Below are 19,847 nucleotides of genomic sequence, written 5' to 3' on the forward strand. Positions count from 1 at the left end.
CTACTACTAATCATTGATTATCTGACAAAGTGGTTTACTTTTTATTCGTCTAAATCTTCTGCAAATTGACTATTATATAGTTTTTCATAAAAACCTTTTTTCGCTAACAAACTCTCATGTGTTCCCTGTTCAATAATTTGTCCTTGATCCATCACCAAAATCAAGTCAGCTTCACGAATAGTGGATAATCTGTGGGCAATAACAAAACTAGTTCGCCCTTCCATTACTTTTTCCATTGCCTTTTGAATAAGTCCTTCTAATCTTGTATCAACTGAACTGGTTGCTTCATCTAAAATTAAAATTTTAGGATCTGAAATCACTGCTCGAGCAATAGTAAGTAGTTGTTTCTGACCTAGTGAAATATTGTCACCTTCTTCGTTAATGGCCATTTCGTAACCACTAGGCATGGTTCGAATGAAATGGTCCACATTAGCTGTCTTAGCTGCATCAACTACCTCGAAATCTGTCGCATCTAGTTTACCAAATCGAATGTTTTCAGCAATTGTATCGTTATAAAGCCACGCATCTTGTAACACCATACCAAACAACGAACGAACATCACTACGATTCATTTTTTTTGTATCAATGCCATCAATTTTAATCGCTCCATCTGTCACATCGTAAAAACGCATCAACAAATTAATTAAAGTTGTTTTCCCTGCCCCTGTAGGCCCAACAATAGCAACCGTCTGACCACTTTTAACTGATACACTAAAATTTTGGATTAAAGGACGATCTGGTTGGTAACTAAATGATACGTTATCAAATTCAACGTCTCCATGGAAAATTTCCGGCAACGGAATATCTGATTCGTTTTCAATAGATTCTGGTTCATCTAATATCGTAAACACGCGTTTGGTGGCAGCTGACGCACTTTGTAGCATGGAAGATAATTGAGTGATTTGCCCCATTGGCTGACTGACTTGCCATACATATTGGATAAAGGCTTGTAAATTTCCTAAAAGTAAAGTTCCAGAAATGACATAAAATGATCCTAATACTGCTACCCCTATATATGCACTGTAAGCTGTTAAATTAACTAATGGCATCATAATACCCGAAATAGCTGCTGCCTTAAAACCATTAGTCGTCAAACGCTTATTGACATTTTTAAAGCTATGAATAGTTTCTTCTTCCTGACCATAAAGTTTCAATACGTTAAATCCTGTTAAATTTTCTTGAACAAACCCATTCAACTCACCTAATGAATCTTGCTGACGTTTAAAATATGGTTGAGACCAATTAACAACTAATTTAGAAATAATCATAGATAGTGGAATAATCAACATAACCAGCAACGCTAACTTGACATTAATCGTTAGCATCGCCACAACAGCCATCGTTATCCCTAAAAGTGCATTAACAATGGCGATTAAGCCTTGTTGCAACGCGTTACTTACCGCATCAACATCATTAGTCACACGAGATAAAACATCTCCAAATTGATGTGTATCAAAATAAGAAACTGGTAATCGATTAATCTTTTGTGAGATATCTGTTCGTAAATCTCTCATTGCGTGCTGAACGACTTTTGTCATAAACCATTGAGCAAAAAAACTTGCTAAACTATAAATTAGTCCTATTAAAAATAAGACAAGGAGTACGTTTAAAATATATTTAAAATCAAGCGACTCGCCATTTTTTATATTTTCAGCTATTTTAGTTGTTGGTAAACCCGTTACAAAAGGCATTAAAGCATTCATAATTACTGCAATAACTGCTAAAAATAGTGCTCCAATAAAACCAAACTTATAAGGAGAAATATATTGATACAGTCTTTTTAATTGTTTCAATGAGTGTGTCATTTTAATTCCTCCTCTGTCAATTGTGATGAAGCAATATCATAATAAACTTGACAATTTTTCAATAACTCTTTATGTGTTCCCATGCCAACAACGTCACCTTCATTTAGAACAATAATCTTATCTGCGTGCATGATTGTACTAACTCGTTGTGCAACAATAAGTACAGTTGACTCGGTTGTTTCTTTTTTCAAGCGTTGACGAAGCATGGCATCTGTTCGATAATCCAGTGCTGAAAAACTATCATCAAATACGTAAATAGCAGGCTTTCTAATAATTGCTCGTGCAATAGCTAGACGTTGTTTTTGTCCCCCTGAGAAGTTAGAACCACCTTCTGTTATAGGTTCAAACAACCCTTGTGGTTTTTGAGAAACAAATTCCGTTGCTTGTGCGATATCTAGTGCTTCTCTCATCTCTTCTTCAGTAGCATCTTGTTTACCAAAACGTAAGTTATCAGCAATTGTCCCAGAAAAAAGTACTGCTTTTTGAGGGATATAACCGATTTTTTCTCGTAAACTTTTTAATTTATAATCGCGTACATCTACCCCATCAATTTTTATAGAACCTCGGCTCACATCATAAAACCTTGGAATTAATTGAATTAAAGTGGATTTACCACTACCTGTACTTCCGATAAATGCTACTGTTTCTCCTGGATTAGCTGTAAAACTAACGTCTCGTATGACAGGACTTTCACTATGTCCTGGATAAGCAAAAGATACCTTATCAAATTCAATGACACCTTGTGTTTTTGTTTCTGTGATGCCAGATTGATTATCTTGAATAGCAGGTTCAACATCTAAGACTTCTTGTACACGAGCAGCTGAAATTGCTGCACGTGGGTACATCATGAAAACAGAAGCAAACAACATAAATGAGAATAAGGCATGGAATATATATTCTATAAATGCGATTAAATTTCCCACTTCTAAGCTACCATCATTAATTTGGATACTTCCAAACCAGATAACCAACACCATAATAATATTAAATAGAAAGAAAAATGCTGGTTGAGCTGAAGCCATTAATTTAAATAATTTCATTGAACTTGTTGCATATGCATTATTCACTTGTTCAAAGCGTTTTTCTTCAAATTTTTCATTAACAAACGCACGAATCACTCTTAATCCAGATAAGTTCTCACGCAATATCAGGTTCATGTTATCAAGATTTTTTTGTTGACGTCTTGATAATGGTTCTGAAAACTTAGCAATCACTAACATGCCTAATATTAAAAATGGTAACCCGATAAACACAAATATAGTTAACGAAGGACTCGTCCTAACAATCATATACAAGCTTGCAATAAACATGATTGGGGTAATAAATCCCATTCTTAAAATCATACCCATAAAATTCATCACTTGAAACGCGTCGTTAGTTGTTCTAGTAATCAGTGACGACATACCAAAATCTTCATATTCTTTATGAGAAAATCGTTGAATATTCTCCATCATATCCTCACGCATATGTTTAATGATTCCCGTATTAAGTTTTGCACCTACCACGGCTAAACTAATATTTAGAATAATACCAACTGCTGTTACTAATACCATTTGCCAACCAACTTGTTTCACTACCGACATATCATTATTTGCGACACCCTGATCTAACATCTTAGCTAGTAAAGTTGGCAACCCTAGTTCTATTAAAATAAAGCCAAATACGCACAAAAAATTTAGTAATAATAACTTTTTTTGTTTCATCGCGTAATTCCACATTGTTTTCATTTATACACCCTCTTTTTCATTTAATAGGTATTTAATGCACTTCATTTATCATAACTGATTTTCGGCTAAAATGTCAGTGATTTATTGCGAATTATCTTATTTTTTTGATGTAATCGTTATCCTTTTTTTGTCATGATGAATGTTTCTATACAATTATTTGCAATTATGATAAAATAAACCTAATTGTTGGAGTAGTATGCTCCAAAATACGACGGTGAAAAAGATAGTGAACATCCGTGGAATGAGACAAGATTCCATGTTATTTTAAATCAAGTATTTAGGATAACTATTACTTCAAAAAGGTGTCTACTTGCACCTAATTTTGTCGTGTTTTTACAAATTAATTAAAGATAAAATGTCATTTATTATAAAGGAGAAATGTCAAATGATTTATAAAGTATATTACCAAGAGGATAAAAAATTTAGTCCACAAAGAGAAAAAACACAATCTCTTTACATCGAGTCGGATTCACCTATTACTGCTCGCCGCTTAATTACTGAGCACACTAATTACAATATCGAATTCATCCAACCCCTAGAAGGAAACCACTTAGAATATGAAAAAGAGCACACTAATTTCGAACTTGTGGAGTTTAACTAGTCATGAAACCCCAAATAAAAAACAATGAAACTGGTGTTTTCGGGATAGGTGGACTAGGGGAAATCGGTAAAAACACTTATGGTGTCCAATTTCAAGATGAGATTATCATTATTGATGCTGGGATTAAATTTCCAGAAGACGACCTTTTAGGAATCGATTATGTCATACCAAATTACCAATACATTGTTAAAAATATTAAAAAAGTAAAAGCATTAGTCATCACTCATGGTCACGAGGATCATATTGGTGGTATTCCGTTTCTTTTACGTCAAGCAAATATTCCAATCTATGCTGGACCTCTTGCTTTGGCACTTATTCGTAACAAATTAGAAGAACATGGATTGTTACGTGATGCTGTCTTACATGAAGTCAATGAAGACACGGTTATAAAATTTAGAAAAACTCAAATTAGCTTCTTTAGGACTACTCATAGTATTCCAGAAGCTAATGGTGTGGTTGTTAAAACACCGTCAGGTAATATTGTGTATTCTGGTGACTTTAAGTTTGACTTCACACCAGTTGGCGAACCTGCTAATTTACATAAAATGGCTCGCTTAGGAGAAGAAGGTGTCCTTTGTTTACTATCTGATAGTACCAATGCTGAAGTACCTGAATTTACAAAATCTGAAAAAGTAATTGGAGAATCCATTACTAAAATCGTTGAAAAAGTTGAAGGTCGTGTCATATTCGCAACGTTTGCTTCAAATATTTTCCGGTTACAACAAACAGCTCAAGCTGCAGTGAAAACAGGAAGGAAAATTGCTGTTTTTGGTCGTAGTATGGAAAATGCTATTGTAAATGGTCGTGAGTTAGGACATATTACTGTCCCTGATGATACATTTATTGATGCGCGTGATATTAACAAATATCCTGCTGATGAGATTATGATTTTATGTACGGGGTCTCAAGGTGAACCAATGGCTGCGCTAAGTCGTATTGCTAACGGAACTCACCGTCAAATTTCAATTCAACCTGATGATACTGTCATCTTTTCAAGTTCACCAATTCCTGGAAACACAACAAGTGTGAATCGTTTAATCAACTTGTTATCTGAAGCTGGGGCAAACGTGATTCATGGAAAAGTAAACAATATTCATACTTCTGGGCATGGTGGTCAACAAGAGCAGATGCTATTCTTGAGATTGCTTAAACCAAAATATTTTGTGCCAGTTCATGGTGAATACCGTATGTTAAACATCCATGCCAAATTAGCTCAAGCAACAGGTGTCCCAAAAGAAAATTGTTTTATTTTAGAAAACGGAGATGTCCTAGCTTTAACGAGTGATAGCGCAAGACGTGCTGGGCACTTTAACGCTGAAGATGTGTATGTAGATGGTAGCGGAATTGGGGATATTGGAAACATCGTCTTAAAAGATCGACGAATTCTTTCTGAAGATGGATTAGTATTAGCTGTTGCCACAGTTGATTATAAATCACAAATGATTGTGGCCGGACCTGATATTTTATCTCGTGGGTTTATCTACATGAGAGAATCTGGTGAACTAATTCAAGAAACACAACGTCTTTTATTTAATGCGATTCGAAAAGCCTTAAAACATCCTGATTGTGACGAAATCATGTTAAATGAAGTCATTGTAAACACTGTTCAACCTTTCTTAATTGAAAAAACCGAACGTCATCCAATGATTTTACCAATGGTTTTAGAAACATCTGATAAATAATCAAAAAGCCAATGACTATCTAATACTAGATAATCGTTGGCTTTTGTTTACACTTTTTTAAATTCCATATCAATGTGTGGAATATTATCTTCTAAATATACTTCTGATACTGGTTGAAAACCAAATGATGTATAAAAACGTTGTAACCTCTCTTGAGCTTGTGCTTTTATTAGATACCCACTGCTAATTTGGGATAGTCCAAATTCAACTAGAAGCCTGCCATAATTTGCTTGGCGTTCCTCTTTTTTGACTATGACACGACCAATATACCAACAAGTATCACTCGTTTCGTAGATTCTCATATAAGCAATCAACTCGCCGACCTCATTTTTACCTAAAATATGAGTCGCAATTAAATCTGTATCATCCACCTCTTGATAAGGACATTTTTGTTCGACTACAAATACTGATACTCTTAATTGATACATTTCAAAAATTTCTTGATTAGTTAATGACTCAAACGACTTATTTTCAAATGTTATCATTTCCTTCGATTCCTTTCCCGTACTTTTTTCGTCCAAAATCCACCAGATATATATTTGGGTTCATATGAAATAATAAAGGCTTTGTCATTAAATTCCTTGATTAATTTGTATAATGAACGTTCAGATTTTCTGGCTGATAAAATTTCTAAAACTAACCTTTCACCTTCACGACCATGAGCTATAGTTTGTGTGACGCCATACCCTTCCTCTCTTAATATTTCTGGAAGTTGATGATTCTCCTCATTTAAAGGAACAATTGCCGTCACCATAATATATCCAAGAGCTAAATAATCCTCTATTTTTATACCTACGACAATACCACATGCATATCCTAAAGCATATACAAATAAATTGAGTGGCTTATCGATTTGATTTAATACAAGCGATAAACCTACAACATAAATTGAAATTTCCACCATACTAAGTAATGGGGCAACCACTCTAGACCCCTTCATCGTTAACATAAAACGAATCGTATTCAATGTAACGTAACAAAAATTAATCAAGAAGATCATTAATAACGTTTTAATTTCCATTTACTTTACTCCTCCTTCTATTCTATACTCAATTATTTATCCATATTATCTAATATTTATATCTGATGCAACTTATCTCTATAAATAAAAAAGTGTAAGTAGATTATCCTACTTACACTAAACATTTTCATTAAAAATTAATTACGCTTTAACAACGTTTGCTGCTTGAGGTCCACGATCTGTTTCTTCGATTTCGAATGTTACAGCTTGACCTTCTTCTAATGTTTTAAATCCGTCGCCTTCGATAGCTGAGAAATGTACGAATACGTCATTTCCTTCTTCTTGTTGGATAAATCCAAATCCTTTTTCTGCGTTAAACCATTTTACTGTTCCTTGAGCCATGTTACTTCCTCCTCGTGCCGTAGCACATGTTAATTTTTGTAATACTTGCTTTCGGTCGATAGAGGGTGTTTCATACAACATCTATTGAAATCCAAAACCATATTACATATTCATGATAACTCATGTCTGTTTTAATTGCAAGTAAAGTCCCGTTTTTACAATGATAATCTCTGCGTTTCTCGAAAACTGATATAATCGGATTCTCCTACAACAATATGATCTAACACTTCAATTCCCATCATTTCACCACAAGAAACCAAACGTTTTGTGAATACTTCATCCTGATCTGACGGTTCTGGGTTTCCCGATGGATGATTGTGAACTAAGATGAGACGGGAGGCTGAATACCTCACTGCTAGATGGAATATTTCACGAGGATGGGCAATAGATTGGTTGAGTGTTCCGATAAAAATAGTCTCTTTTTTGATAATCTCATTTTTAGCATTTAAGTAAAATACCACAAAGTGTTCTTGCACTAAATCTTTCATTTCTTCAACTAAACTCTCACCAATTTGTTGACTTGAACAGATTCTACCATATTTTTCTTTTGTTGATTGATTCAATCTTTTACTTAACTCAACGACCGCTTTTATTTGTACGGCTTTTACTGGTCCGATCCCCTTTAAGCTCATCAACTCTTCAATTTTTATCGTCTTCATGCCGTATAAACCATCGCAATAAGTCAAAATATTTCCAGCTAACTCCATGACAGAATTTGACTTATTACCTGATTGAAGAATCACTGCTAGTAACTCCTCGTTAGATAATACTTCTGCACCATGTTCTATCAAACGTTCTCTTGGTAACAACTGATCTTGGTAGTCGAATGTGTGTAGTATGTTAGTCATATAAAAAACTCCCTTCTTCACTCAAAACATACGTGAAAAAGGAGTTTTTGATTTAAACTGATTTTATGTAGTCTAACACATCATACAAACTATCTTTAATAGTCAGTGTTTTTTCTTTTGCTTCGTCATTTGGTAAAATCAAATCCGGTACCATAATGACTGGCACACTAGCAGTGAAAGATGCTCGAATACCATTCAATGAATCTTCTAGCATTATCGTTTCTTCTTTTGGTGTACCCAATAATTCGACAGCTTTTTCAACAATTTCTGGATGTGGTTTAGCATGCATCACATCATTGCCACTGACAATTCCACTGAATTTATCCATAAACCCGGCTTTATCCAGTAGCATATCAATCGCTTCACGGTTATTACTTGAAGCAACAACACACTTTACGCCGTGATTGTTTAAATACGTTAACAATTCTTCCACACCTGGTTTGATTGGTGCTCCCACTGTTGAAAATTCTTCCCATGTACTAGCTCGACTTTCTTTAAAAAATTGGTCAATCTCATCTTGTCTCAACATTGGAAAATCGTTGACATATTTTTGGTAAACTGCCTTCTCACCTAAACCAACTTCAGATTTATAATATTCCTCATCGTAGCCAGGCATCTTGAATTTTTGTGCAATCTCAATATTATTTTTTGAATAGACTGCTTCTGTATCAAAGATTAGGCCGTCCATATCAAAAATAACGCCGCTTATTTTTTTCACACGTCACTCTCCTAATAAAATTTGTCTTACTTGGGAAATAAAATACAACGATCCGGTAATTAAAATCAAATCGTCCCCTGACACTTCTTTCAATGTATCTGATAGTGCTTCTTGCCAGTGATCGTATGCTATTAGTCCCATCTCTTCATATAACTCTTTCGTACAAGCTTTTGGGTAATCAAACGTGGTCACTTTCAAGTCTAGATTGTTTACTGACTGCAATAACTTAATCATGCCTTGAATATCTTTAGTAGTTAACGCCCCAAAAATCGTATGAATTTTTTTATCTGAAAATTCTCGTCTTAGATTGTCTACTAATACTTCCATCGCGTGATCGTTATGCGCCCCATCTAATACAATAAATGGTTCAGCAGAAATTCTTTCCATACGACCAGGCCAAAATGCCTGTTGCAATCCTTTTTGATAATCACGATTAGACACTGGTAAATGAAGCATATCCGAGACTTCATTAAATGCTTCAATGGCGACACTTGCATTATCTACTTGGTGTTTTCCAACCATATTAATGGATAATTGTTTTAAATCAACTTTATCTGATTTAAAATGGAATGTTTCTCCCCAATTATCGGTTGGTTGTAAGTATTGACTATCAAAGTCAACCCCATAACGTTTGATAGGAGCATGTAAGGAGTTTGCTTCTTTACTAATCACATCAAACGCTTCATCTGAGACGTTCCCCACAATAACTGGCCTTCCTTCTTTAATAATACCAGCTTTTTGACTAGCAACTTGTTCAATCGTATCTCCTAATATATCGACATGATCTAAACCAATTGTCGTAATCACTGATACAAGTGGAGTCATCACGTTCGTACAGTCAAAACGTCCGCCCAAACCAACTTCAACTAGAACAATATCAACTTTTTTATCAACAAAATAATCAAACATCATAGCTGTTAATACTTCAAATTCCACAGTATGAGCTAACTCAGGTACCTCATCCATCTTATCCACGATAGGGATCACTTTTTCACATAATTCAACCAAATCTTCATTAGGAATTGGTTGACCGTTAATCGCAATGCGTTCGTTAAATGATTCGATATACGGTGAGGTAAAGGTTCCGACCGTTAAGCCTTGTTGCTCCAACAGGCAACGTAAAAACGTTGTTGTTGAGCCTTTCCCATTTGTTCCACCGATATGAACAATTTTTAACTTATCTTGCGGATTGTCTAATTGTTCTAATAAATAATTGATTCGTGTTAACCCCGGACGAATACCAAACTTTGTGCGTTCATGTATCCATGAAATAATTTCTCCATACTCCATCTTGTACAGCCACCTTTATTTATTTTTTCAAAGAAGCAAGTCTTTCTTTCACAGAGGCTTGTTTTTCTAAGTAATCGTTTTGTTTCTCACGTTCTGCTGCAACAACTGCTTCTGGTGCATTCGAAACAAAACGTTCATTGCTTAATTTCTTCTCAACAAGTGCCACTTCTGACGTCCACTTGTCCAACTCTTTTTCCAAACGAGCAATTTCTTCGTCAATATTGATTAAATCTTCTAATGGTAAATAGATTTCAGCTCCAGTAATCACTGCACTCATGGCTAAATCTGGTACATCAAATTCTTCTTTAATTTCTAACACTTCTGGATGACAGAAACGTTCGATATAATTAGTATTTGTTTCAAAGAAGTCTTTAACTGAATCTTTTGATGTTTTGATTAACAATGTAATTGGCTTAGACATTGGTGCATTCACTTCTGAGCGAATATTACGAACTGAGCGGATTAATTCTTTTAATACTTCCATACCTTCTGCCGCTTGTTCATCTGTCCAAGCTTCATTTACTGTTGGGTAAGCTGCCACTACAATTGATTCACCTTGATGTGGAATTTTTTCCCAAATTTCTTCGGTCACAAATGGCATGATTGGGTGTAGTAAACGTAAAATATTATCTAATACATGTACTAAAATACTACGCGTCATTTGTTTTTGTTCTTCATTTTCACCATAAAGAACTTCCTTACTCATCTCAATATACCAATCACAGAAATCGTCCCAAATAAAGTTGTATAAATGACGACCTGCTTCACCAAACTCAAAGCGGTCAAAGAAGTTCGTTACTTTTTCAATCGTTTCATTTAAGCGAGTTAAAATCCATTTATCTGCAACAGTCTTATCACCATCAAGAGAAATATCATCGTACGTCATTCCTTCAACGTTCATTAATACAAAACGAGAGGCATTCCAAATTTTATTGATGAAATTCCAAGCAGCATCCATTTTTTCATAACTAAAACGCATGTCTTGACCTGGTGTTGAGCCATTTGATAAGAACCAACGCAACGCATCTGCCCCGTATTGATCAATGACATCCATTGGGTCGATACCATTACCAAGAGATTTACTCATTTTACGGCCATCTTCCGCACGAATTAATCCGTGAATCAACACATTTTCAAATGGTCTTTCTCCAGTAAATTCTAAACTTTGGAAAATCATGCGACTTACCCAGAAGGAAATAATGTCATAACCAGTTACTAATGTATTCGTTGGGAAATAACGTTTGAAGTCATGTGACTCAGTATCCGGCCAACCCATTGTTGAAAATGGCCAAAGAGCTGAACTGAACCATGTATCTAACACATCTTCATCTTGATGCCAGTTTTCAATGTCTTTAGGTGCTTCTTCTCCAACATAGACTTCGCCTGTTTCATTATGGTACCAAGCTGGAATACGATGTCCCCACCAAAGTTGACGAGAAATTACCCAGTCATGTACATTTTCCATCCATGTTAAGAATGTCTGATTAAAACGTGGTGGATAAAAATCAACGGCGTCATCTGTTGCTTGGTTTTCAACAGCTTTTTTTGCAAGTGGCGCCATTTTAACAAACCATTGCGTTGATAATCTTGGCTCAACCACGACTCCAGTTCGCTCAGAGTGACCAACACTATGAGTCATTTTTTCAATGCCTTTAAGTAGTCCTAACTCATCTAAATCCTTAATGACTGCTTTACGCGCAGTGAAACGATCCATACCGGCATATTTACCAGCTAAATCATTCATTGTCGCATCATCATTCATCACGTTAACACGAGGTAAATCATGACGATTACCCACCTCAAAGTCATTAGGGTCATGCGCTGGTGTAATTTTTACGACACCTGTTCCAAATTCCATATCAACATAATCATCAGCGACAATCGGAATTTCTTTATCCACTAATGGTAAAATCACTGTTTTGCCAATTAAATGTTGATAACGTTCATCTTTAGGGTGAACGGCAACTGCTGTGTCTCCAAGCATGGTTTCTGGACGTGTTGTCGCAATTTCTAATTTTCCACTGCCATCAGCTAATGGATAATACATATGATAAAACGCACCTTCGATGTCTTTATGAATGACTTCGATATCAGATAGAGCGGTTTTTGCTTGTGGGTCCCAATTAATAATGTACTCACCACGATAAATAAGACCTTTATTATAAAGTGTCACAAACACTTTTTTCACCGCATCAGATAACCCATCATCTAAAGTAAATCTTTCTCTAGAATAATCTAACGATAACCCTAATTTTGCCCATTGCTCACGAATATGTCCGGCATATTCTTCTTTCCATTCTTTCGTTGTTTCGATGAATTTTTCACGACCTAAATCATATCGTGACACCCCTTCACCACGTAATTTTTCTTCAACTTTCGCTTGAGTCGCAATTCCAGCATGATCCATACCAGGTAACCATAATGTATCAAAGCCTTGCATTCTTTTTTGACGAATAATCATATCTTGCAGCGTTGTGTCCCATGCATGACCTAAATGAAGCTTTCCTGTCACATTTGGTGGTGGAATGACAATAGAATACGCTGGTGCACTTTCATCCCCACTTGGTTTAAATAAATCTTTTTCTAGCCACTCTTTATAACGCCCTTTTTCAACAGCTTTTGGGTCAAACTTTGGCGCTAAGTTTTGTTGTTCATCTGTCATATACATTTCTCCTTATTTTTTATTTTTCAAAACAAAAAAGCCCTAAAGTTATTTCTAACTTTAGGACGATTATCTCGCGGTACCACCTATCTTATAAGCATACAAATACGCTTATCTCTCTAGGTCATATAACGTTGACAATACGGTTCCCACTCCTAGGCTACCTTCATACTCTTAAATGGAAAATCTTTCAGCCGATGGATTTTCTTTCTGCAACACATCCAAGTATTACTCTTCCTATTCTTTGTGGTTGTTTATGACATTCATTTTACCTTGATAGCATCATTTCGTCAAACTTAGATTAGTGCTTTTGCAGCATCTAATGCTTTAACATAATTTGGTTCACTTGATACTTCTGGTACGATTTCTTCATATGTAATGACGCCATCTTTGTCTAACACAAAAATTGAGCGTGCTAAACGATTAATTGATGGAATTAAAATACCATATTCTTTTCCAACAACACCTTCTTCATCTCTTAACATTGTCATGTCAACTGATTCAGCTGCACACCAATTAGCTAATTGTTCTTTTGTGTTATTTGAAATCGTTAAAAAATACACGTCTTTCATTGTCGCGGCTTCTTTATTAAAGTGTTTTGTCTGTAGTGCACAAACACTAGTATCAATATCAGGTACCACACTAATAATAACTGGTTTTCCTTTTAATTCCTCTAATGAAATCACATTATCTGACAAATCTTTTAAACGAAATAATGGGGCTTTTTCTCCAACTTTTGGTGGTGTCCCTACTAATTCTACTGGGTTTCCTTTTAACAATACTTCCATGTCGACACATCCTTTTCATGACTTTACTTCATTATAGTTAAATAAAGTCAAATATACAAAGTTCATGCCTCGAAAAAACTAAATCAAGTCAACATTTGCATGATTATAATTTTCATCGTAATAAATTAACGTTTGTAATTCTGTTGTTAAATCAATGTATTGGACTTGTACGTGAGATGGGACTTTCAACCGTTTAGGAGCAAAATTAAGAATAGCCGTTACACCTGCGTCTACCACTTGGTCAATGACCTGTTGGGCTTTACTACTCGGTACAGTCATAATAACTGTCGTGATTCCTTCTTTTTTCACAATACTTTTTAACTCACTCATATTTTTTACTGTGATACCATTGATTTTTTCTCCAATAAGTTCCGGATTTGTATCAAACGCTGCAACGATATTTAAGTTAGTATCTCGTCTGAAATTATTTTTAATAAGCGCTTTTCCAAGATTACCAGCCCCAACAAGTGCAATACGTTTTTCAATATCTGTTTTTAGAATATCACTAAATACTTCTATCAAATAAGGAACATCATACCCATATCCACTACGTCCTAATTCACCAAAATGAGAAAAATCTCGTCTAATAGTCGCTGATGGGATTTGAATCATTTTACTAAACTCATTTGATTTGATGCGTTTAACACCTGCTTCATGTAATGTTTTCAAATATCGAAAATAAAGTGGTATACGTTTAGTTGTTGCTTTTGGGACCATTCTAATATCCTTTTGTTCCTCCACAATCGACCCCTCCTAAAGTTGTGATGATTTTCACATTTAGTTTATCATTTTTCACAATCTTTTTCAATCACAGTTATGCGTTATCCATCGACTCTTGTCTAGTATGTTTCATTAAGATTAAATTGATTGCCCTCTTAATTTCTTCTAGACGATATGTTTCAATTACATCATCTACTATAATATTATGATTTAACTGGTGGTAAAACGAATGATTACTGATTACAAGATCCACTTTTTCTAATCTATTTTTATTCTCTTCACTGTTAAATAATGTCTTTCCATATTCTTTGAAAACAATATCTAGTTTAGATTGAAACGTTTGTTTTAACATGTAAGCCAAAATATCTGCATGATTTTTATCTAAAGTTGTCGAAATAGCAAGAGAAACTGGTTTTATTTTGGATAATTTTTCAAATGAACGATAATCCCAATAGCGAAATACTCGACTAATTAATAAATAGTTATAATAGGTAAGCCAAGTTACATCTTTTGCCAAAACCTCTATGCTATTAGTGACACTCTCATAAAAAACAGGATAACGTGATTGTATTGATTTTGCATTTAACTCACTTCTCAGACTAACTAAATTCATTGGGTAAGGATATTCTGCATTCATAAACGTGACATAAGCTAGTTCTTTTTTAATCCCATTAAAGTCAAGTACACTACTCTCAACTTGCATTCTTGTTGTAATTAGTTGAATAAATTGCGTGGTTAGTTCATGTGTTGCATCAGAATGATAATGTTTAGCCAACTGACTAAATAAATCATAAATAAATTCCAAACTATCTTTGTATTGATCATTAGTGGTCAAAAGAACATCTAAACTATCCTGTTTTTTTAATGATTTCATTAATTTTTCTAATTGCCTATTAAATTCTTCAGGAACAGTGGTAGTTGTTTGAATATAATGACACTGACTGGATCTTGTGACAGATATATAGATATAAAATGAAAAAATATTTTTTTGTACAATATTTAAAGATAAATCAAAATAAGACTCACATCTCTCGATAATAGAAAACAATGCTTGTTGGTCTATATTAATATCTGTCCACTCATAAATAGATCTTTTTTCAATACTCAATAAGGAATAAAAAAATCGTAATAATTTCTCATCTTTCACGGTCATTTTCCCTGTGGAGACACTGATGGATATACCAATATCTTTTAATGTTCGATTTATTAGTGACAACTGTCTTTTTAGCGTTGTTTCACTGATAAAATAAGTATTATAAAAATAATCAATACTGTCATTTTTATCCAAAAAACAATCAGATAATATAGAAAAAAATAATGACTCCTGAATCCATTTTAAGTAAATTTCTAAAATATTACGGCCGTCAATTGTGTGAAATCGATACCCACGCTGTTTAGAATACTCAATTGATAATATATCTGAATATTCTTCTTCTAAATCCATAATATCCTGTCTGACCGTTTTAATATTACATCCTAAATAATCAGATAACTCTTGTGCTGTTAGCCATTTATAGTTCTTAGCAATATATAGAATAAGCTTTTGCTGTCGTTTTGTACTTTTGTTTAGAATTGACTCCATTATCACACCTCTTTTTTGTGTGTTTTTTGAACATATCTATAAATAAAAACAACTGGTAATTAAGACAGTTGTTTTAAATATTTAATAAATTGTCGATAGATGTCGATTGTTTCCATAATAGCTAAGTCATCATAAGGAAATCGCATTTGATCTTGTAGTAAATGGTTAATTTCTTTTTCATAATAACTAAGTAATTCTCTGACGTTCATCTCGTTACCTCATTTCACTATACTTCACTTTATAGTGTATTAGGATAAGCTCTCTTTTCTCAAGCCAATAATTGGTTTTTATAAAGATAAATTAGGTCGAAAATTGCGTCGTTCGAATACGATCTATGGTTTTATTAATATGATATAATGCTGCATCATCGATGATGTCATCTACCACAATAACATTGGTTAAATTTGAATAAAACTGATGATTGCATATAATTAAATCAGCTTGATTCAATAGTTCATTTGTGTTTTTTACCGTAAAATGTGTTTGGTTATACTCATAACCTATTATTTTTATTTTTTGCTGGAACATTTTTTCAAAAAGATATTGATTTAATTTAACTTGGTTTTCATTTAATGTTGTGGATAGATAAACACTCACTTGATTAACCTTTATTATAAAATCATAATCACTGGCTTTCCAATAACGAAAGAAACTATTAATTAGTTCTGATTTATAACTGCTAATCCATACATATTCTCTAGGTAATTCAGAAAAACTATCCATGACCGCTTGAAAAAATACAGGGTATTTTAATTGAATGGCTACATAATTAAAATATCCTCTATGATTGATATAGCTCATTTTATATGGATAATACTCTTTTATAAATAAAACATATGCCACATCTTTTATAACAAGATCTTTATGAAATACTTCGGAGTTGGTTTTCATTTTGTTTGATATATTCGTCATCAACATTTCACTAATATCTCTAGCTATATCAGAATCATAATATGTTTTTAATCGGTTAAAAAGGATTTCTAAAAATAACAATGTGTCGTTCACTTGTTGTTTTGAATTAAGACATAGACGATCAAAAACTGGATGCTTAAATTGAGACAATAAGTTCTGACACTTTTCAACCGTTATGAATTTGCTTTCTCTACTATCATCCATAAAATAATTACCAGAAGACCTAATTACTGAGCATAATACAAAGTAAGCCATCATATTTTTTTGTAACACGGTTAATGACAAATTATATTCCTTTTCAAGCAACTCTATTAAATCGAACGCTAAACGCTGATTATCCAGTTGATCTGGGTCCCAATCATATATTGACCGTTTTTCCATTTCACGATTGCCAAAAAATAATCTTGCAACAAACTCATCTGATACTTTAAATGTCATCTTACTCAGACTAAGAGACATACCAAACTCTTTTAAATGATAATTAATCAACGATACTTGTCTCTTTAATGTTGTCTCACTAATAAAGTACGTATCAAAAAAATAATCCTTATCATTTTGATTTTTTTCATAAAAAACATCAGTTACAATTGAAAAGAACAAAGAATGATTAATCCAATCTAAAAAAATTTCCTGCACACTATGTCCAGCATTCAAATGAAATTTATATCCTAGATTTTTTGAATACTCACATGTTATAACGTCCTCGTATGTAGAAGTTAAATAATTTATATCCTGCCTTAGTGTTTTTACATTGCAATCAAGAGTATCTGAAATATATTTAGCAGATTTCCACGTATCATCTCTAAACATCAACATAAGTAAACGTTGTTGTCTTTCAACATCTTTATTTAATATATGTATCACTTCATCACCTCTTTTTAATAAACGTTTATTTTAAATACATACTATCACATTTTATTTAATATAGGTATATTTAAAATAAAAAAAACACGATATTTTATAGAATACCGTGTCAATTATTATTGTGCTGAAGCAAAAATGATTAAATTACAATCGTCATTGATACATGATTGTAACGTAATTCTTTCACCTCCGCCAGTACCAGTAATACTATCAAATAAAGCTTCACCAGAGTTTACATCAGTGCCATCATCATATACTTGACGAATACTGTTCACAATATAATTCTTTTGTGAACCAATTCCATCAGTAACACTAATCTGATTACCGATTGATAAACTAAATATAACACTAAAAGCTCCTGGATTATGTCCAATAAAGTGTGTATTCATGCCATCACTACCTGAAAAAACTGAGGATCCTCCCCAAGTAGATGCCATAGACTCTGAATTAGCATCAATCACACTTTGACCAGCAGATTGTCCGCCATTTTGATAATGAATTAACTGGCCTAAAATATTTAACGTCATCTCTGGTTGAACATCTGATATTTTTTCGTCTCGATACTCAGGTTCTTGAATTGGCTCAACTGTAGCACTTGTCTCCGTTTGTTCTTGATAGTCAGTCGCATTCGAGCTACTTATTATCTCTTCAGGTTCTTGTTGAAGTGAGTTATCTATTTCTTCTTCATGAGATTCCTCTACTGTCGGTTCTTCTTTTTTTGAAGAATCATCCTTTTCTTTTATCGCGTCACTATAAGTAGCATCTGGGGTGTATTCTTTTACTATAAGATGCTGATTTGATTTAGGCTCCTGTGGTTTTTGATGTGTTTGGCTTAATGCGATAGCTGTTGTACTTAGTCCTAGTGTACCAATCAAAATCGCTGCGGTACTTAATCGTTTCACTATTTTTTTATGTGCTTGCTCTTTCAGTTCTTTTTTTGTGACTTTCATCGGTGTTACGTTTTTATGTGAGTGTTTATTTTTATTAGAAGAACGTCTTTTCTTTTTCTTTATCATCACTTTTCCATCTTTTATTACTTTAACAGATGATTTATTGGTCTTCTTTCTTTTTTTCTTTATATCCGAGTTAGTTGAACAATGTTTTACAGATTGTTTAGTGTTATTAGTCATTTTAATTACCCCTTTTTCAATGTATTGTTGCTTACAAAAAGAAGTATATGACGTTCAATAATCTTTTATAATGTGCAAAAATAACTCCTATATATCCAATTTTTGACCAAAAAACAGTTTTTTATTATACGAACAATTAATAACCATTGATACTACAGGATTCTTTAGATTCCATCTATCAATAAATTCAATTTTTACCTTACTTATGCTAATTTTTGACCTTTTTTCATTGAATTATTTTTGATTCAATCGATTATTTGTCTAATTATTCACTCTTACTTCTTCAACCAAAAAACCCTTTATATAAGTCATCATCTGACTTATATAAAGGGTTTTTTTACACTGGTAGGTTGTTCTGCGTGAATCCACTATCATTTTACTATTTATTTAATACAAATTAATGACTCTTTCTCATTCTTAGAAGATTTTCTATCCAAATATGTCATGTAGCACTAATGAAAAACCGCTAAAATATTAAGAGACAGTTTTAGTCTTTCGGTCTCATGATCATGGCTAGTTATATTAGAAACGTTCACTGTGTCAAAAGACAAACCATCTACTTTGATATGTGATAAGATACCACCATTATCCACAACAAGTTTAGGCCATTCACAATCTGTGTGGGTATGGATTGATTGACTATTGATTATTTTCCCCACTTCATCTGACAAAATAGCTGCACCGGCAGTAACATCTAAGTTTTCTATATCAAAAAATTTAGAAGCAACAAAATTCGTCACACGCTCTGTTTCTTGCCAACTTAAAGGATGCGTAGAAAAAGCTTTGTCTGTTCGTCCTACAATCATATAGTCTATCTTTTCTTTATGATTGACCAATTGATGTAATTCTTCTGGATTAGTATTTAACCACGTTATAACACGATCAAAATCACAATACATCAGATTACACGGTGACTGTTTAGTTGTTAAGGCATACGATAGCACTTGTCTTCTTGCGTCTGCTGCGCCATTTTTAGGAATCACTTTTACTCGTTTAAACTGATTTGATACCTGATGAATGACCTCTTGATGAGTGACATCACTCACACATAAATAGACTTCAGAAAATAGTTGTTGTAGTTTTTTACCTAAACCATCACATGAGCTTAATAACTGTCCTGATGGATCATGAACTGTTGCCATTAAAATCATAAAT

18 protein-coding genes and 1 other annotated feature are annotated in these 19,847 nt (G+C 33.6%); of the genes, 2 read left to right on the plus strand and 16 right to left on the minus strand.

Annotated features, from left to right (window positions below; translation table 11 throughout):
• Nucleotides 1-41: 41 nt before the first annotated feature.
• Nucleotides 42-1,805: an ABC transporter ATP-binding protein gene (locus BW731_RS07150; protein WP_079346901.1), complete on the minus strand. Its 1,764-nt coding sequence runs from the start codon at nucleotides 1,803-1,805 to the stop codon at nucleotides 42-44.
• The gene (locus BW731_RS07155; protein WP_079346903.1) at nucleotides 1,802-3,532 is read right to left on the minus strand and encodes an ABC transporter ATP-binding protein; all 1,731 of its coding nucleotides are present in this window, start codon (nucleotides 3,530-3,532) and stop codon (nucleotides 1,802-1,804) included. The genes BW731_RS07150 and BW731_RS07155 overlap by 4 nt, the downstream gene beginning before the upstream one ends.
• A gap of 385 nt (nucleotides 3,533-3,917) precedes the next feature.
• Between BW731_RS07155 and BW731_RS07160 the strand changes: the two genes are divergently transcribed.
• Nucleotides 3,918-4,133, plus strand: coding sequence for a DNA-directed RNA polymerase subunit epsilon (locus BW731_RS07160; RefSeq protein ID WP_071457585.1), 216 nt, complete (start codon nucleotides 3,918-3,920; stop codon nucleotides 4,131-4,133).
• A 2-nt stretch (nucleotides 4,134-4,135) separates the two neighbouring features.
• The gene (rnjA, locus tag BW731_RS07165) at nucleotides 4,136-5,815 is read left to right on the plus strand and encodes a ribonuclease J1 (RefSeq protein ID WP_079346905.1); all 1,680 of its coding nucleotides are present in this window, start codon (nucleotides 4,136-4,138) and stop codon (nucleotides 5,813-5,815) included.
• Nucleotides 5,816-5,862: 47 nt separating this feature from the next.
• Here rnjA and BW731_RS07170 read toward each other — a convergent pair whose 3' ends face one another.
• From BW731_RS07170 to BW731_RS07230, 14 genes are all read right to left on the minus strand, one after another.
• Nucleotides 5,863-6,300: a GNAT family N-acetyltransferase gene (locus BW731_RS07170; RefSeq protein WP_079346907.1), complete on the minus strand. Its 438-nt coding sequence runs from the start codon at nucleotides 6,298-6,300 to the stop codon at nucleotides 5,863-5,865.
• The gene (locus BW731_RS07175) at nucleotides 6,297-6,836 is read right to left on the minus strand and encodes a DUF2179 domain-containing protein (RefSeq protein WP_079346908.1); all 540 of its coding nucleotides are present in this window, start codon (nucleotides 6,834-6,836) and stop codon (nucleotides 6,297-6,299) included. The genes BW731_RS07170 and BW731_RS07175 overlap by 4 nt, the downstream gene beginning before the upstream one ends.
• Before the next feature lie 141 nt (nucleotides 6,837-6,977).
• Nucleotides 6,978-7,178, minus strand: a complete 201-nt coding sequence (locus BW731_RS07180) for a cold-shock protein (protein ID WP_071457588.1) — start codon at nucleotides 7,176-7,178, stop codon at nucleotides 6,978-6,980.
• A 155-nt stretch (nucleotides 7,179-7,333) separates the two neighbouring features.
• Nucleotides 7,334-8,026 (minus strand): RadC family protein, encoded by a 693-nt coding sequence (radC, locus tag BW731_RS07185; RefSeq protein WP_079346910.1) that lies wholly within the window; start codon nucleotides 8,024-8,026, stop codon nucleotides 7,334-7,336.
• A 52-nt stretch (nucleotides 8,027-8,078) separates the two neighbouring features.
• A complete protein-coding gene (locus BW731_RS07190; protein WP_079346912.1) occupies nucleotides 8,079-8,744 on the minus strand; it encodes an HAD family hydrolase in 666 nt (221 codons plus the stop codon).
• Nucleotides 8,745-8,747: 3 nt separating this feature from the next.
• Entirely contained in the window at nucleotides 8,748-10,034 is a 1,287-nt protein-coding gene (locus BW731_RS07195) for a bifunctional folylpolyglutamate synthase/dihydrofolate synthase (RefSeq protein WP_079346914.1), read from the minus strand.
• A 19-nt stretch (nucleotides 10,035-10,053) separates the two neighbouring features.
• Nucleotides 10,054-12,696 carry a valine--tRNA ligase gene (locus tag BW731_RS07200; RefSeq protein ID WP_079346916.1) on the minus strand — a complete coding sequence of 881 codons (2,643 nt, stop codon included), beginning with the start codon at nucleotides 12,694-12,696 and terminating at the stop codon, nucleotides 10,054-10,056.
• 58 nt (nucleotides 12,697-12,754) lie between these two features.
• Nucleotides 12,755-12,950, minus strand: a binding site (T-box leader).
• Nucleotides 12,951-12,992: 42 nt separating this feature from the next.
• Entirely contained in the window at nucleotides 12,993-13,484 is a 492-nt protein-coding gene (gene tpx, locus BW731_RS07205; RefSeq protein WP_079346918.1) for a thiol peroxidase, read from the minus strand.
• Nucleotides 13,485-13,562: 78 nt separating this feature from the next.
• A complete protein-coding gene (locus tag BW731_RS07210; protein WP_408645936.1) occupies nucleotides 13,563-14,225 on the minus strand; it encodes a redox-sensing transcriptional repressor Rex in 663 nt (220 codons plus the stop codon).
• Between the two features lie 73 nt (nucleotides 14,226-14,298).
• Complete coding sequence (locus BW731_RS07215) at nucleotides 14,299-15,786, minus strand: helix-turn-helix domain-containing protein (protein WP_079346920.1); 1,488 nt, start codon at nucleotides 15,784-15,786, stop codon at nucleotides 14,299-14,301.
• Nucleotides 15,787-15,845: 59 nt separating this feature from the next.
• The gene (locus tag BW731_RS12620; RefSeq protein WP_158080176.1) at nucleotides 15,846-15,995 is read right to left on the minus strand and encodes a hypothetical protein; all 150 of its coding nucleotides are present in this window, start codon (nucleotides 15,993-15,995) and stop codon (nucleotides 15,846-15,848) included.
• Nucleotides 15,996-16,086: 91 nt separating this feature from the next.
• The gene (locus tag BW731_RS07220) at nucleotides 16,087-17,562 is read right to left on the minus strand and encodes a helix-turn-helix domain-containing protein (protein WP_079346922.1); all 1,476 of its coding nucleotides are present in this window, start codon (nucleotides 17,560-17,562) and stop codon (nucleotides 16,087-16,089) included.
• 116 nt (nucleotides 17,563-17,678) lie between these two features.
• The gene (locus BW731_RS07225) at nucleotides 17,679-18,692 is read right to left on the minus strand and encodes a sortase domain-containing protein (protein ID WP_079346924.1); all 1,014 of its coding nucleotides are present in this window, start codon (nucleotides 18,690-18,692) and stop codon (nucleotides 17,679-17,681) included.
• 452 nt (nucleotides 18,693-19,144) lie between these two features.
• Nucleotides 19,145-19,843: a hypothetical protein gene (locus tag BW731_RS07230; protein ID WP_079346926.1), complete on the minus strand. Its 699-nt coding sequence runs from the start codon at nucleotides 19,841-19,843 to the stop codon at nucleotides 19,145-19,147.
• Nucleotides 19,844-19,847: the final 4 nt, after the last annotated feature.

Source organism: Vagococcus martis, from assembly GCF_002026305.1.
Classification (GTDB): domain Bacteria; phylum Bacillota; class Bacilli; order Lactobacillales; family Vagococcaceae; genus Vagococcus; species Vagococcus martis.

Bases quoted from the DNA above. Each gene is read 5' to 3' on its own strand.
- BW731_RS07150 (WP_079346901.1), bottom strand. From the start codon at position 1,805: ATGACACACTCATTGAAACAATTAAAAAGACTGTATCAATATATTTCT.
- BW731_RS07155 (WP_079346903.1), bottom strand. From the start codon at position 3,532: ATGAAAACAATGTGGAATTACGCGATGAAACAAAAAAAGTTATTATTA.
- BW731_RS07160 (WP_071457585.1), top strand. From the start codon at position 3,918: ATGATTTATAAAGTATATTACCAAGAGGATAAAAAATTTAGTCCACAA.
- rnjA (WP_079346905.1), top strand. From the start codon at position 4,136: ATGAAACCCCAAATAAAAAACAATGAAACTGGTGTTTTCGGGATAGGT.
- BW731_RS07170 (WP_079346907.1), bottom strand. From the start codon at position 6,300: ATGATAACATTTGAAAATAAGTCGTTTGAGTCATTAACTAATCAAGAA.
- BW731_RS07175 (WP_079346908.1), bottom strand. From the start codon at position 6,836: ATGGAAATTAAAACGTTATTAATGATCTTCTTGATTAATTTTTGTTAC.
- BW731_RS07180 (WP_071457588.1), bottom strand. From the start codon at position 7,178: ATGGCTCAAGGAACAGTAAAATGGTTTAACGCAGAAAAAGGATTTGGA.
- radC (WP_079346910.1), bottom strand. From the start codon at position 8,026: ATGACTAACATACTACACACATTCGACTACCAAGATCAGTTGTTACCA.
- BW731_RS07195 (WP_079346914.1), bottom strand. From the start codon at position 10,034: ATGGAGTATGGAGAAATTATTTCATGGATACATGAACGCACAAAGTTT.
- BW731_RS07200 (WP_079346916.1), bottom strand. From the start codon at position 12,696: ATGACAGATGAACAACAAAACTTAGCGCCAAAGTTTGACCCAAAAGCT.
- tpx (WP_079346918.1), bottom strand. From the start codon at position 13,484: ATGGAAGTATTGTTAAAAGGAAACCCAGTAGAATTAGTAGGGACACCA.
- BW731_RS07215 (WP_079346920.1), bottom strand. From the start codon at position 15,786: ATGGAGTCAATTCTAAACAAAAGTACAAAACGACAGCAAAAGCTTATT.
- BW731_RS12620 (WP_158080176.1), bottom strand. From the start codon at position 15,995: ATGAACGTCAGAGAATTACTTAGTTATTATGAAAAAGAAATTAACCAT.
- BW731_RS07225 (WP_079346924.1), bottom strand. From the start codon at position 18,692: ATGACTAATAACACTAAACAATCTGTAAAACATTGTTCAACTAACTCG.
- BW731_RS07230 (WP_079346926.1), bottom strand. From the start codon at position 19,843: ATGATTTTAATGGCAACAGTTCATGATCCATCAGGACAGTTATTAAGC.